This window comes from Rahnella sp. PD12R (assembly GCF_019200965.1).
In the GTDB taxonomy this organism is placed as follows: domain Bacteria; phylum Pseudomonadota; class Gammaproteobacteria; order Enterobacterales; family Enterobacteriaceae; genus Rahnella; species Rahnella laticis.
On the sequence record NZ_JAHTMS010000005.1, the window covers coordinates 284879 to 298094 of the forward strand.

Genomic DNA, 13216 nt, shown 5'->3' on the forward strand with positions numbered 1-13216 from the left:
GGGAATGTAACGTTATGACTTCACCGTTTAATTACAACTCACCGACAGTCAGTGTCGAAGCGCTGAAACACTCTATTGCCTATAAATTGATGTTTATCATCGGCAAAGATCCGTCCATTGCGACGCAACATGACTGGCTGAATGCCACCTTGTTTGCGGTGCGCGATCGTATGGTGGAACGCTGGCTGCGCTCCAACCGCGCGCAAACCTCACAGGACGTACGGCAGGTTTATTATCTGTCGATGGAGTTTTTGATTGGACGGACTCTCTCTAACGCGCTGCTGGCGATGGGTATTTATGACGATCTCAAAAGTGCGCTCGATGAAATGGGTTTTGACCTCGAAGAACTGATCGGCGAAGAGAATGACCCCGGTTTGGGCAACGGCGGTCTGGGGCGTCTGGCGGCGTGTTTCCTCGATTCGCTGGCCACGCTGGCATTGCCGGGGCGCGGTTACGGCATCCGGTACGAATACGGAATGTTCGCGCAAAACATCGTCAACGGTGAGCAAAAAGAGTCACCGGATTACTGGCTGGAATACGGTAACCCGTGGGAATTCCAGCGCTACAACACCCGTTATAAAGTGCGTTTCGGTGGCCGTGTACAGCATGAGGGCGTGAAAACCCGCTGGCTGGAAACTGAAGAGGTTATCGCCTGCGCCTACGATCAGGTCATTCCCGGCTACGATACCGACGCCACCAACACGCTCCGGCTGTGGGGCGCGCAGGCCAGTAACGAAATCAATCTGGGTAAATTTAACCAGGGCGATTATTTCGCGGCGGTGGAAGATAAAAACCATTCCGAGAACGTATCGCGCGTGCTGTACCCGGACGATTCCACTTATTCAGGCCGTGAGCTGCGTCTGCGTCAGGAATATTTTCTGGTGTCGGCGACCGTGCAGGACATCCTCAACCGCCATTACACCACGCACCATACCTACGACAATCTGGCTGACAAAATTGCTATTCACCTCAACGACACGCACCCGGTGCTGTCGATTCCTGAGCTGATGCGGTTGCTGATTGACGAGCATAAATTCGAGTGGAAAGACGCGTGGGAAACGGTGTGTCGGGTGTTCTCGTACACTAACCACACGCTGATGAGCGAAGCGCTGGAAACCTGGCCGGTGGATATGATCGGCAAGATCCTGCCGCGTCATCTTGAGATTATTTTCCAGATTAACGATCACTTCCTCAAAGAAGTCGCGGAACAGATCCCCAACGATAACGGCCTGCTGTCCCGCGTTTCTATTATCGATGAAGGCAACGGCCGCAAAGTCCGGATGGCGTGGCTGGCAGTGATTGCCAGCCATAAAGTGAACGGCGTATCTGCACTGCATTCCGACCTGATGGTGCAGTCGTTGTTTGCGGATTTCGCCCATATTTATCCTGACCGTTTCTGCAATAAAACCAACGGGGTTACGCCGCGCCGCTGGCTGGCGCTGGCCAATAAACCGCTGTCTGCAGTGATTGATGATGCGATCGGCCAGACCTGGCGCTCTGATCTCAGCCAGCTGGCGGAGCTGAAGCAAAATCTGGATTACCTGAGTTTCCTTCAGGCAATCCGCAAGGCCAAGCTGGATAACAAGAAAAAACTGGCGCTGTTTATCGCCCAGAAACTGAATATTGTCGTCGATCCGAAAAGTCTGTTCGACGTGCAGATCAAACGTATCCACGAATACAAACGCCAGCTGATGAACGTGCTGCACGTCATCACCCGTTATAACCGCATTCTCGAAGAACCGGATGCCAACTGGGTGCCACGCACGGTGATATTTGCCGGGAAAGCCGCGTCGGCGTATTACGCAGCGAAACAAATTATCCGGTTGATCAACGACGTGGCGTCAGTGATCAACAACGATCCGCGTATCGGCAATAAACTGAAGGTGGTGTTTATTCCGAACTACAGCGTCAGTCTGGCGCAGCTGATCATTCCGGCGGCGGATCTTTCCGAGCAGATCTCGCTGGCGGGTACTGAAGCATCGGGAACCAGTAACATGAAATTCGCATTAAACGGCGCGCTGACGATTGGCACGCTGGACGGCGCGAACGTCGAAATGCTCGAACACGTTGGCGAAGAAAATATCTTCATCTTCGGCAATACCACGCCACAAGTCGAAGAACTGCGACAAAAAGGCTACAACCCGCATACGTACTTTGAACAGGATGCCGAACTGCACCAGGTGCTGACGCAAATCGCGACCGGCGTATTCAGCCCAGGCGAGCCAAAGCGCTACACGAACCTGTTCGATACGCTGGTGAATCTGGGCGATCACTATCAGGTGCTGGCGGATTACCGCAGTTATGTCGATACGCAGGATAAAGTCGATGAGTTGTATAAACTGCCGGAAGAGTGGACGCGGCGCACGCTGCACAACATCGCCAACATGGGCTATTTCTCGTCAGACCGCACGATTCAGGAATACGCGGATGAGATCTGGAACATTAAGCCGGTGAAGTTGTAGGGGAAGTTTTGAAGATAAACAAAAGGCACCCTCGGGTGCCTTTTGGATTGAAGCAACCGATCAGGACGCCAGCGACAAATGTTTCTTCTGCTGTTTGTGCGTTTCCAGCCATTCGGCGACGCGCTGTTGCTGCGCTTTATCCAGCCACATACCGAGTTTGGTACGACGCCAGATGGCATCATCAAGCTGTGAGACCCACTCTTTTTCAACCAGATAACGTAACTCGGCTTCATATAAACCGTGACCGAAATCTTCGCCCAGCGATTCGATGCCGGTCGCGTCATTCAGGAACAGTTCCGTCTGGCTGCCGTAGGTGCGCGCATAACGGCGGGCCAGTGATTCCGGCAACCATTTGAAGCGGCTGCGCAGATTCGCGCTGTAGGTATCGCGGTCGCCATTCAGCTTCCCGCCAGGCAGAACAGCCGTTTTCGTCCAGGCCGGGCCGGCTTTCGGATAATACTTCACCAGTTTTTCCAGCGCGTGCTCGGCCAGTTTACGGTAGGTGGTCAGCTTGCCGCCAAACACGGAAAGCAGCGGCGCTTTGCCATCCTGATCGTGAACATCCAGCGTGTAATCACGGGTAACCGCCTGCGGGGAATCTGACTCATCGTCGCACAGCGGACGCACACCGGAGTATGTCCAGACGATATCTTCGGTGGTCAGCTGCTTTTTAAAGTGGTCGTTATACACTTTCAGCAGATAGCTCACTTCGTTGTCGTCGATTTTCACGTCTTTCGGATCGCCGTGATATTCCACGTCGGTGGTACCGATAATCGAGAATTCATCCATCCACGGGATCACAAACACAATACGGTGATCTTCGTTTTGCAGAATGTAGGCCTGCGGCTGATTGTGCGCGCGCGGAACCACAATATGGCTGCCTTTGATCAGACGGATGCCATACGGCGATTTCAGTTTCAGGCCGTCGTCGAAGAAATGTTTGACCCACGGACCGGTCGCATTCACCAGCCCTTTGGCGCGCCAGGTGAAGGTTTTGCCGGTATCGATATCTTCGGCTTCCACCATCCACAAACCGTCTTCACGCCATGCGCGGGTCACGCGGGTGCGGGTACGCACTTCGCCGCCGCGTTCTTCCACTTCCTGCGCGTTGACGACGACTAAGCGCGCATCGTCAACCCAGCAGTCTGAGTATTCAAAACCTTTGGTCAGTTCTGGTTTCAGTACCGATTCGCTGCCAAATTTCAGGCCTTTACTGGCGGGCAGGCTGGTACGTTTACCCAGGTGGTCGTACAGGAACAGACCGGCGCGGATCATCCAGGCCGGACGCAAATGCGGCTGATGCGGTAAACGGAAACGCATCGGGAAGGCAATATGCGGTGCCATTTTTAACAGCACTTCACGTTCGGCCAGCGCTTCGCTGACCAGACGGAATTCGTAGTGTTCCAGGTAACGCAGGCCACCGTGGATCAGTTTAGAACTGGCCGAAGAGGTCGCGCAGGCCAAGTCTTGCGCTTCAAGCAGCAGAACAGACAGCCCGCGGCCAGCTGCATCTACTGCGATGCCGGTACCATTAATACCGCCACCAATTACGATCAAGTCTTTGGTTTCCACGTCATCTTCCTCCAGATGTTCGCAATAGCTCTTTTATGTTCGTTTTCGCTCACGATTGTAATCGAGATTCGACAAACAAGCCAAGAGTTAACCAAATAAAAACAATTATGCGTGATGGAGGTAACATTTTTGTGTCAGTAACGAGCAAAACGGTGAGCCGGGGACAAAACCGAACGCAACAACGCGTGGAATTTTTCGAAATTGTTCGTTTTAAGCAGAAGCAGGGAAGAGAGATAAAGCAGGAGCGCCCGGGCGACGCTCCCTGAAAGAGCCGGAAATCAGCAAAGCTCGAGGTGTACGTCGTACTTATCGATGATTTGCTTCACGCTCTCGGGTGGCTGTTTGTCGGTAAACAGATAGTGAATCAAATCCATTTTACCAAGGTTAACCATTGCGTTACGGCCAAACTTGGAATGGTCAGTCACCAGCATTACGCAGCGGGAGTTTTCGATAATCGCGCGCTTGGTTCGCGCTTCGTGATAGTCGAATTCGAGCAGCGAGCCATCCATATCAATACCGCTGATACCGAGAATGCCGTAATCGAGGCGGAACTGGGAGATAAAATCGAGCGTCGCTTCACCCATCACACCGCCATCGCGGGCGCGGACTTCGCCACCGGCGAGGAACAGGCGGCAATCGTCTTTGGCGCTGAACAGCGTCGCCACGTTCAGGTTGTTGGTTACAATCCGCAGATCTTTATGATTGAGCAGTGCGTACGCCACCGCTTCCGGCGTGGTGCCGATATCGATAAACAGCGTCGAACCGTCCGGTATCTGGCCCGCAACGCGTTGAGCAATACGCGCTTTTGCTTCTGACCACATCACTTTACGGTCGTTGTAGGCCGCGTTCACGGAACTCGATGGCAGCGCCGCACCGCCGTGATGGCGATGGATTTTATTCTGCTCTGCCAGATCATTGAGATCGCGGCGGATGGTTTGCGGGCTGACCGCGAAATGATCGACCAGTTCTTCTGTGCTGACATAACCCTGCTGGCGAACTAACTCGATAATCGCGTCATGGCGTTGTGTTTGTTTCACCCAAATCCCCTACTTGCGTTTTTTGCGCGGTAAGCGCGTATCAACAAATGCCATCACCAGACCCAGACCCAGGCCAAATGTGTGGGCAGCATTAGCCACCGCTGCACCACCTGTGGCATAGCCGATGAACATGAAGATCAGCGAAATAGCCAGTAATCCGCCGGGAACGTACAACCGGCTTTCAGGTTTCAACACGCCGGTCAGCCAGACATAACCCATCAGAGCGTAGACCACGCCGGACAAACCGCCGAACCACGAACCGTTGACCATCGACTGGCCCCAGCCGCTGATCAGCGCCGCAATCAGCGTGACGGTGAATAATTTTCCGCTGCCAAGATGCTGTTCAATCTGGCTGGCCATATACCACCACCAGACCAGATTGATGAGCAATGAAAATAAGGAAAAATTCATCAATGCAGGCGTAAACCAGCGCCAGACCTGCAAATACCGCGAGCTGTCCGGCCACGCCAGCCAGTTCATGACCTGCTCGAAACCGACCATTTGCTGAAGAATATAGACGGCGATACACAGCACGATCATGCCAATCGTCAGCGGGCCTGCACGGCTGCGCAGCGTTTTCATAAAGGGAGTATGCGACATCCGCAAACCCGGCTGCGCCTTGCCGGTTTGCCAGCTGGCGGCCTGATAACGAGGGTGCAGCGGGTCACGAACAAACAGCGCAACCTGCTTTTCTGCCTCTTCCAGACGTGATTCGTCTTCCAGCCAGAGCTGGACTTCCTGACTTTCGTGTTTAATCGTCAGCGTGAAACCCTGCGTCGCCATGTAATCGACAAAAGCCTGAGCGAGGCGAGGGTTGTTCAGGTTAAGAATGCGCACCATAGCGTTAAGTGATTTCCCTAATTGTTTGATTTGTTGCCGTCATTTTAGGGCAATACCTTATCTGCCAGCGTGTGGGAAGTCGATTATAACGTCAGACGAGATAAGGGGGAGAATTTACGGGGGCGGTGTTACCTTCGGTGGCCAAAAAAATCACGTGGGTGTGAGATGGATCGAGATCTCGTGAAATATTACCCGGTTCCCGGACATGATTGATGGAATGCAGATCGCCAGTATTCTGGCGATAAATGCCGGTTATCGCCAGAATACTGACAGAAACCGGCACATTTATTAGCCGAACGATTAAAGCCCTTCCAGCGCCTGTTCCAGATCGGCAATCAGGTCGTCGGTGTCTTCGATACCGATACTGATGCGCACCAGACCATCGGTAATTCCGCTCTGACGGCGGACTTCCGGCGCGACGGCGCTGTGAGTGGTGGAGGCCGGATGGCAGGCCAGCGAATCGGTATCGCCGAGGGAAACCGCCTGCGTGATGATGTTCAGCTTATCGAGGAAAGTCCGTGCGGCGTTCAGCCCGCCTTTCAGCTCAATCGCCATAATACCGCCGAACAGTTTCATCTGGCGCGCTGCGATGGCATGGCCCGGATGTTCCGGCAGCCCCGGATAGAATACCGTTTCCACTGCGTTGTGACTGTCGAGGAATTCCGCTACCGCCTGTGCGCTCAGTGAGCTGGCTTCCACGCGCAACGGCAGAGTTTTCAGCCCGCGGATCAGCAAGCTGGCTTCGAACGGGCTCAGGCAACCACCGAACTGTTTCAGGCTCAGCGTGCGGATTGGTGTAATTAATGCCGCAGAGCCAGCCACCACGCCGCCGGTCGCATCGCCGTGACCGCTGATGTATTTGGTCGCCGAGTGCAGAACGATATCGATGCCCAGCGCCAGCGGACGCGTCAGGTAAGGTGTCGCAAAGGTGTTATCCACCACGCTGATGGCGCCAACCGCTTTGGATAAACGCGCGATTTCTGCCAGATCGGCAATGTCCAGACCCGGGTTTGCCGGTGTCTCAACCAGCACGACTTTGGTGTTTTTAGTGAATGCTGATTCCAGTTCGCCGACGTTCGCGACGTGAACTGGTTTGATGCCATAACGTGGCAGAAGATTACGCACCACACCTTCGGTTCCGCCGTACAGGGTACCGACATGAATGATTTCATCGCCCGGCACCAGCAGGGCAAATAATGTGGCGCTGATCGCCGCCATGCCACTTGCACAGGCCACGGAGGTTTCTGCGCCTTCCAGCGCGGCCAGTTTTTGTTCAAAAACGGTCACCGTCGGGTTAGCAAAACGGCTGTACATATAGCCCGGCTCTTCACCGCTGAAACGACGTGCGCCGCTGTCAAAATCGGGATAAGAGAACGCGGAAGAGGCGGTAATCGGTGTCGCAACGGCACCGGTCTGAGCATCCGGCTGCTGGCCACCATGAACGGCGAGCGTACGCATACCCAAAGAACGTGTTTTGTTCAGTTGTTTCATCTTGAAATCCTGTCGATAGTAGGCGGAAATTATATCAACACTGGAGAACGGTAGCTTTTTCGGCTTAAGAACATTTTCGGCGCAAACCGGATAGCCTGGTTATAAAGACTCGGTTTATAAAAACTCGGTTTATAAAAACGTTAGTCTGCGCCGGAGAGAGGGGATCAGGCTTCGATATCTTGCGGGAAGGTTTGTGACCAGGCTTCAAAGCCGCCGTCAACGCTGTAAACCGATTCAAATCCCTGACTGATCAGGAATTGTGCCGCGCCACGGCTGCTGATGCCGTGATAGCACATGACCAGAACCGGCGTTTTGGCATCGGCCTGTTCCATAAAGGCGCGCATGCTTTCATTGCTCAGATGGAATGCGCCGGGCGCATGAGCGGCACCAAAACTTTGCGGGTCGCGAATATCGACCATTACCGCTTCGCCGGATTTCAGGCGGGTATGCGCCTGTTCAACGCTGATTGCTTCAAATTGTTCCATCGGAGGTGCCTCTTAAAAAGATGATTCCGCCATTCTACCCAATTATTGGTTTATCAAGACCAGACAAACTGCAGGGGAAAAGCGTTAAACCAGAATCACCTTCACACCTTTGAGGCGTAATTTTTCGATAATTTCGCCGTCGGCTTCTTTGCCGGTGATGAGCACATTGATTTGTTCCGTGCGGCTGAACAGCATACCTGCGCGTTGCCCGACTTTACTGCTGTCGACCAGCACCGCCAGATTTCCGACGTAATTCAGCATCTTCTGTTCCGCCATCGCGGTCAGCATATCGGTTTTATACAGGCCATCGGTGGTCAGCCCTGCACCGCTGGTGAACATCCAGTGCCCGGCGTACAGGCTCGCATCGCCATCCTGCGGCGCCAGCGTAATCGACTGACTTTTATTGTACTGGCCGCCCATGATCACCACGCTGTCGTGTTCCTGCTCAATCAGGTAATTGGCCAGCGGCAGATAGTTGGTGATCACCTGAATGTCTTTTCCGCACATCTCGCGTCCCAGCAAAAACGCTGTCGAGCCGCAGTTAATCACCACGCTTTCACCCGGCTGGCACAATTCGGCCGCGGCTTTAGCGATACGCATTTTTTCGTTGAGATTATGGGTCTGGTGAATATTAAGCGGAGTCCAGTTCTGGCGCGGCTGGTTAACGGCTTCAGCGCCGTTGCGCACTTTACGCAATTTCCCCAACTCGTTGAGCTTAGTGATATCACGACGTGCGGTGGCCGGAGAAATATCAAAATGATCAATGACATCAGCGACAGAAATCTGGCCCTGACGCTGCAAAAGATCAAGGATGGCATTGTGGCGTTGTGGCTCTGTCATGGTGTCTCCGCGGGGAAATCCGAAAGTAGATGATTACCGCGTGATTATAAACGAGCAGTAATGCGAATAACATTGTTTCTGAAAAGGCGGAGAGAATAGTCTCCGCCTTTTCTCACAATGGCTTAGAGGAAGGATTTAAACGGTAAGTCGGTGTCTGTCGTAAAGCAATCTTCGAATCCACGCGGGTAGTGATATTCGAAATTGTCTTTGTCATTCGGATAGGTGAACTTGCCGCCAACCTGCCAGATAAAGGGTTTGAAGCCGTATTTCAGGCGGTCTTTTTTCATTTCCCACAGCACACGGATTTCCTGCGGATCGGCCTGGAAATTCGACCAGATATCATGGTGGAACGGGATCACGACTTTTGTATTCAGTGATTCCGCCATGCGCAGCATATCGACGCTGGTCATTTTGTCGGTGACGCCACGCGGATTCTCGCCGTAGGAGCCGAGTGCGACATCAATTTTGTACTCGTTGCCGTGTTTCGCGTAGTAGTTGGAATAATGTGAATCGCCGCTGTGATAAAGGTTTCCGCCCGGCGTTTTGAACAGATAATTTACCGCGCGCTGATCCATCATATCCGGCAGAACGCCAGCCGCTTTCTGATCGGCAGGCAAGGTAATCAGCACGGTGCGGTCGAAAGAATCCAGCGCATGGATTTCCACATCTTTGATTTTCACCACTTTGCCCGGCGTCATCACGATGCAACGTTCTCTCGGCACGCCCCAGCTGATCCACAAATCCACGCAGGTTTGCGGGCCGATAAACGGCACATCGGAAGCACAGTTTTGCATCACGGCAGCCGCAACGTTCACATCAATATGATCGTTGTGATCGTGGGTGGACAATACGGCGTCGATCTCTCTGATCGCGAACGGATCCAGCACGAACGGCGTGGTACGCAGGTTCGGTTGCAGCTTTTTCACGCCTGCCATGCGTTGCATCTGGTGGCCGGTTTTCATCAGCGGGCTGCTGTGATTTTGCTTGCCCACGCCACACCAGAAATCGACACAAATATTCGCGCCGCCCTCAGATTTCAGCCAAATCCCCGTACAGCCCAGCCACCACATCGCAAAAGTGCCCGGCGCGACTTTTTCCTGCTCAATTTCTTCGTTCAGCCAGGTGCCCCATTCCGGGAAAGTGTTGAGGATCCAGGATTCGCGGCTGATCGTTTCTACTTTGCTCATTGTATTCCCTCATCTGAGTTTGGTTTGAATGATTGAATCACAATAAGTCATTTAATGATTATATATGATTCGATTGTGAGAAACTTATCATCGAAATTTTGCCATGACAATGATTTTAATTGACGGTTTTGGACGAATTCGGGCGAAGTAAAGACTGGTAATCTGAATGAGCAGGAAGTGTAGCTAATAGAATAATCTATTTATTTATATGATAAATATACAAAATATTAATTTATCTATTTATGTGTGAAACAGAGAGATGACGATATCTTGCGAGACCGCTCACAAATAATCATTGTGAATCTTTATCTGATTCAATGTGAGCATTAGAGTTCGTCTGTCCCTCACTTTTACGTGCAGAGTCCTGCGCTGAAGAGATCAAACAAGGTCAGACGGAGAGTTATATGGAATTCCTCTACACCCTCTTTACCGTATTTTTTAATCAGGTAATGACCAACGCGCCGTTATTGCTGGGGCTTGTAACCATGCTCGGTTACATCCTGCTCAGAAAGAGCGCGACGGTTATCATCAAAGGCACCATCAAAACCATCATCGGCTTTATGTTACTGCAGGCGGGATCCGGCATTTTGACGGGCACATTTAAACCTGTGGTGGCGAAACTTTCTGAAGTCTACGGCATTAACGGTGCTATTTCAGATACCTACGCCTCAATGATGGCAACGGTCGAACGCATGGGCGATGCCTACAGCTGGGTCGGCTACGCGGTACTTATCGCGCTCGCGCTGAACATACTGATGGTGGTTTTCCGCCGCATTACCGGCATCCGCACCATCATGCTGACGGGCCACATCATGTTCCAGCAGGCCGGTCTGATTGCCGTCTTCTTCTACATCATCGGCTGGCCGATGTGGACCACCATCTGGTCGACGGCGATTTTGGTTTCGCTGTACTGGGGGATCACCTCCAACATGATGTACAAACCGACGCAGTCCGTAACGGAAAACAGCGGTTTTTCTATCGGGCACCAGCAGCAGTTTGCGTCATGGATTGCCTACAAAATCGCACCGTATCTCGGTAAGAAAGAGGACAGCGTTGAAGACCTCAAACTGCCCGGCTGGCTGAATATTTTCCACGACAATATCGTTTCTACCGCCATCGTGATGACCGTGTTCTTCGGCATTATCCTCTGCTCGTTCGGTCTTGATACGTTGCAGAAAATGGCCGGTAAAACACACTGGACGATTTACATCCTGCAAACCGGCCTGATGTTTGCGGTGGCCATTTTCATCATCATTCAGGGCGTGCGTATGTTCGTCGCTGAACTGACCGAAGCCTTTAACGGGATTTCCCAACGCTTGATTCCCGGTGCTGTTCTGGCGATCGACTGCGCGGCGATTTACAGCTTCGCGCCAAACGCCGTGGTCTGGGGCTTTATGTGGGGCACCATCGGCCAGCTGATTGCCGTCGCCATTCTGTTTGGCGTGGGTTCTTCCATCATGATCATTCCCGGCTTTATCCCGATGTTCTTCTCCAACGCCACCATCGGCGTATTCGCGAATCACTTCGGTGGCTGGCGCGCCGCGCTGAAAATCTGCCTGGTGATGGGGATGATCGAAATCTTTGGCTGCGTCTGGGCCATCAAACTGACCGGCCTCAGCGCCTGGATGGGTATGGCTGACTGGTCAATTCTGGCACCGCCAATGATGCAGGGATTCTTTAGCGTTGGAATGGCCTTCATGGGCGTGATTGCCCTGATCGCGGTGCTGTATATGTTCTTCGCCGGTCGCACACTTCGCGCCGAAGAAGATGCCGAAAAACAAGCTCTTAATGAGTCCACTACTCACTAATCAACGAGGTTCCCATGACAGTACGAATTCTGGCAGTTTGCGGTTGCGGGCAAGGCAGTTCGATGATCATGAAGATGAAAATCGGGCAGTTTCTGACACAGGAAGGCGTGGATCACACCATGAACAGCTGCGCGGTGGGTGAGTACAAATCTGAGCTGGGCGGTGCGGACATTATCGTCGCCTCCACGCACGTCGCCGACGAAATCACCGTCAGCGGCAACAAATACGTCGTCGGTGTGCGCAACATGCTTTCGGCGGCGGATTTCGGCCCGAAAGTGATGGAAGTCATTAATGCTCACTTCCCAACCTCGCTGAAAAAGTAAGGAGCGCGCAATGAAACTGCGAGATTCGCTGGCCGAGAATAACTCGATTTGCCTGAACGCGGAGGCAGAAACCTGGCAGGAAGCGGTGAAAATGGGCGTCGATATGCTGGTCGCCGCCAATGTCGTCGAGCCACGCTATTACCAGGCGATTCTGGATGGCGTTGAGCGTTTCGGGCCTTACTTCGTGATTGCGCCGGGCCTGGCTATGCCGCATGGCCGCCCTGAAGAGGGCGTCAAAAAAACCGGTTTCGCGCTGGTTACGCTGAAAAAGCCGCTGGTGTTCAACCATGAAGATAACGATCCGGTGGATATCTTGATCACGCTCGCCGCCGTGGATGCCAACGCGCATCAGGAAGTCGGCATCATGCAGGTCGTGAACCTGTTTGATGATGAAGCTAACTTCGACCGCCTGCGCGCCTGCACTACCGCTCAGCAGGTGCTGGACTTGATCGACCTGACATCCGCTTCGGCGGCTCACTGATTCATTATTTAGTCATCAGAGAAGGAATTCACTATGTCTCATTCATTACCGATGTTGCAGGTTGCGCTGGATAACCAGTCCATGGACGACGCTTACAAAACCACGCGTCTGATTGCCAGTGAAGTCGACATTATCGAAGTCGGCACCATCCTGTGCGTGGCCGAAGGCGTGCGCGCGGTGCGTGATCTGAAAGCGCTTTATCCGGAAAAAATCGTGCTGGCTGACGCCAAAATTGCCGACGCGGGCAAAATCCTCTCACGCATGTGTTTTGAAGCCAACGCCGACTGGGTCACCGTGATTTGCTGCGCCGACATCAACACCACCAAAGGCGCGCTGGACGTGGCGAAAGAATTTTGCGGCGACGTGCAGATTGAACTGACCGGTTACTGGACGTGGGAACAGGCGAAAGAATGGCATGACGCGGGCATTCAGCAGGTGGTTTATCACCGCAGCCGCGACGCTCAGGCCGCCGGTGTGGCGTGGAGCGATGCCGATATTACGGCAATTAAACGCCTTTCTGATATGGGCTTTAAAGTCACGATCACCGGCGGTCTGGCGCTGGAAGATTTGCCGCTGTTCAAAGACATTCCGGTTCACGTCTTCATCGCAGGGCGCAGCATCCGTGACGCGAAAGACCCGGTAGACGCGGCGCGTCAGTTCAAAAAATCCATCAGCCAGCTCTGGGGCTAA

12 protein-coding genes are annotated in these 13216 nt (G+C 53.1%); 5 read left to right on the forward strand and 7 right to left on the reverse strand.

The genetic code is table 11. The annotated features are described in order from the left end of the window. Positions 1–14: 14 nt before the first annotated feature. Positions 15–2462, forward strand: coding sequence for a glycogen phosphorylase (glgP, locus tag KWG64_RS12410; protein WP_195814794.1), 2448 nt, complete (start codon positions 15–17; stop codon positions 2460–2462). A 60-nt stretch (positions 2463–2522) separates the two neighbouring features. Here the strand turns inward: glgP and glpD are convergent, their stop codons facing one another. The 7 genes from glpD to ulaG all read right to left on the reverse strand — a co-directional run bounded on the left by glpD (position 2523) and on the right by ulaG (position 9914). Beyond that, a complete protein-coding gene (glpD, locus tag KWG64_RS12415) occupies positions 2523–4034 on the reverse strand; it encodes a glycerol-3-phosphate dehydrogenase (protein ID WP_195825382.1) in 1512 nt (503 codons plus the stop codon). 278 nt (positions 4035–4312) lie between these two features. Next, a complete protein-coding gene (locus KWG64_RS12420; protein ID WP_104923688.1) occupies positions 4313–5071 on the reverse strand; it encodes a DeoR/GlpR family transcriptional regulator in 759 nt (252 codons plus the stop codon). Between the two features lie 9 nt (positions 5072–5080). Further along, positions 5081–5911: a rhomboid family intramembrane serine protease GlpG gene (gene glpG, locus KWG64_RS12425; protein ID WP_104923687.1), complete on the reverse strand. Its 831-nt coding sequence runs from the start codon at positions 5909–5911 to the stop codon at positions 5081–5083. A 300-nt stretch (positions 5912–6211) separates the two neighbouring features. After that, the gene (locus KWG64_RS12430; protein WP_218522058.1) at positions 6212–7402 is read right to left on the reverse strand and encodes a PLP-dependent aspartate aminotransferase family protein; all 1191 of its coding nucleotides are present in this window, start codon (positions 7400–7402) and stop codon (positions 6212–6214) included. Positions 7403–7566: 164 nt separating this feature from the next. Beyond that, positions 7567–7887 carry a thiosulfate sulfurtransferase GlpE gene (gene glpE / locus KWG64_RS12435; protein WP_104923683.1) on the reverse strand — a complete coding sequence of 107 codons (321 nt, stop codon included), beginning with the start codon at positions 7885–7887 and terminating at the stop codon, positions 7567–7569. A gap of 84 nt (positions 7888–7971) precedes the next feature. Continuing rightward, entirely contained in the window at positions 7972–8727 is a 756-nt protein-coding gene (ulaR, locus tag KWG64_RS12440; RefSeq protein WP_104923682.1) for an HTH-type transcriptional regulator UlaR, read from the reverse strand. Between the two features lie 122 nt (positions 8728–8849). Further along, positions 8850–9914: an L-ascorbate 6-phosphate lactonase gene (gene ulaG / locus KWG64_RS12445; protein WP_165060948.1), complete on the reverse strand. Its 1065-nt coding sequence runs from the start codon at positions 9912–9914 to the stop codon at positions 8850–8852. Between the two features lie 404 nt (positions 9915–10318). Between ulaG and ulaA the strand changes: the two genes are divergently transcribed. From ulaA to KWG64_RS12465, 4 genes are read left to right on the forward strand one after another with little or no spacing between them, the layout of a single operon-like run. After that, positions 10319–11722, forward strand: coding sequence for a PTS ascorbate transporter subunit IIC (gene ulaA, locus KWG64_RS12450; protein ID WP_195814788.1), 1404 nt, complete (start codon positions 10319–10321; stop codon positions 11720–11722). Positions 11723–11736: 14 nt separating this feature from the next. Continuing rightward, on the forward strand, positions 11737–12045 hold the full coding sequence (gene ulaB / locus KWG64_RS12455; protein ID WP_195814787.1) for a PTS ascorbate transporter subunit IIB: 309 nt from the start codon (positions 11737–11739) through the stop codon (positions 12043–12045). A 10-nt stretch (positions 12046–12055) separates the two neighbouring features. Further along, complete coding sequence (ulaC, locus tag KWG64_RS12460) at positions 12056–12526, forward strand: PTS ascorbate transporter subunit IIA (RefSeq protein ID WP_218522059.1); 471 nt, start codon at positions 12056–12058, stop codon at positions 12524–12526. A 33-nt stretch (positions 12527–12559) separates the two neighbouring features. Beyond that, complete coding sequence (locus KWG64_RS12465; RefSeq protein WP_218522060.1) at positions 12560–13216, forward strand: 3-keto-L-gulonate-6-phosphate decarboxylase UlaD; 657 nt, start codon at positions 12560–12562, stop codon at positions 13214–13216.

Coding starts and splice junctions, on each gene's coding strand:
- KWG64_RS12465 (WP_218522060.1), top strand. CDS start 12,560: ATGTCTCATTCATTACCGATGTTGCAGGTTGCGCTGGATAACCAGTCC.
- glpG (WP_104923687.1), bottom strand. CDS start 5,911: ATGGTGCGCATTCTTAACCTGAACAACCCTCGCCTCGCTCAGGCTTTT.
- ulaG (WP_165060948.1), bottom strand. CDS start 9,914: ATGAGCAAAGTAGAAACGATCAGCCGCGAATCCTGGATCCTCAACACT.
- glgP (WP_195814794.1), top strand. CDS start 15: ATGACTTCACCGTTTAATTACAACTCACCGACAGTCAGTGTCGAAGCG.
- ulaR (WP_104923682.1), bottom strand. CDS start 8,727: ATGACAGAGCCACAACGCCACAATGCCATCCTTGATCTTTTGCAGCGT.
- ulaB (WP_195814787.1), top strand. CDS start 11,737: ATGACAGTACGAATTCTGGCAGTTTGCGGTTGCGGGCAAGGCAGTTCG.
- glpE (WP_104923683.1), bottom strand. CDS start 7,887: ATGGAACAATTTGAAGCAATCAGCGTTGAACAGGCGCATACCCGCCTG.
- ulaA (WP_195814788.1), top strand. CDS start 10,319: ATGGAATTCCTCTACACCCTCTTTACCGTATTTTTTAATCAGGTAATG.
- KWG64_RS12430 (WP_218522058.1), bottom strand. CDS start 7,402: ATGAAACAACTGAACAAAACACGTTCTTTGGGTATGCGTACGCTCGCC.
- ulaC (WP_218522059.1), top strand. CDS start 12,056: ATGAAACTGCGAGATTCGCTGGCCGAGAATAACTCGATTTGCCTGAAC.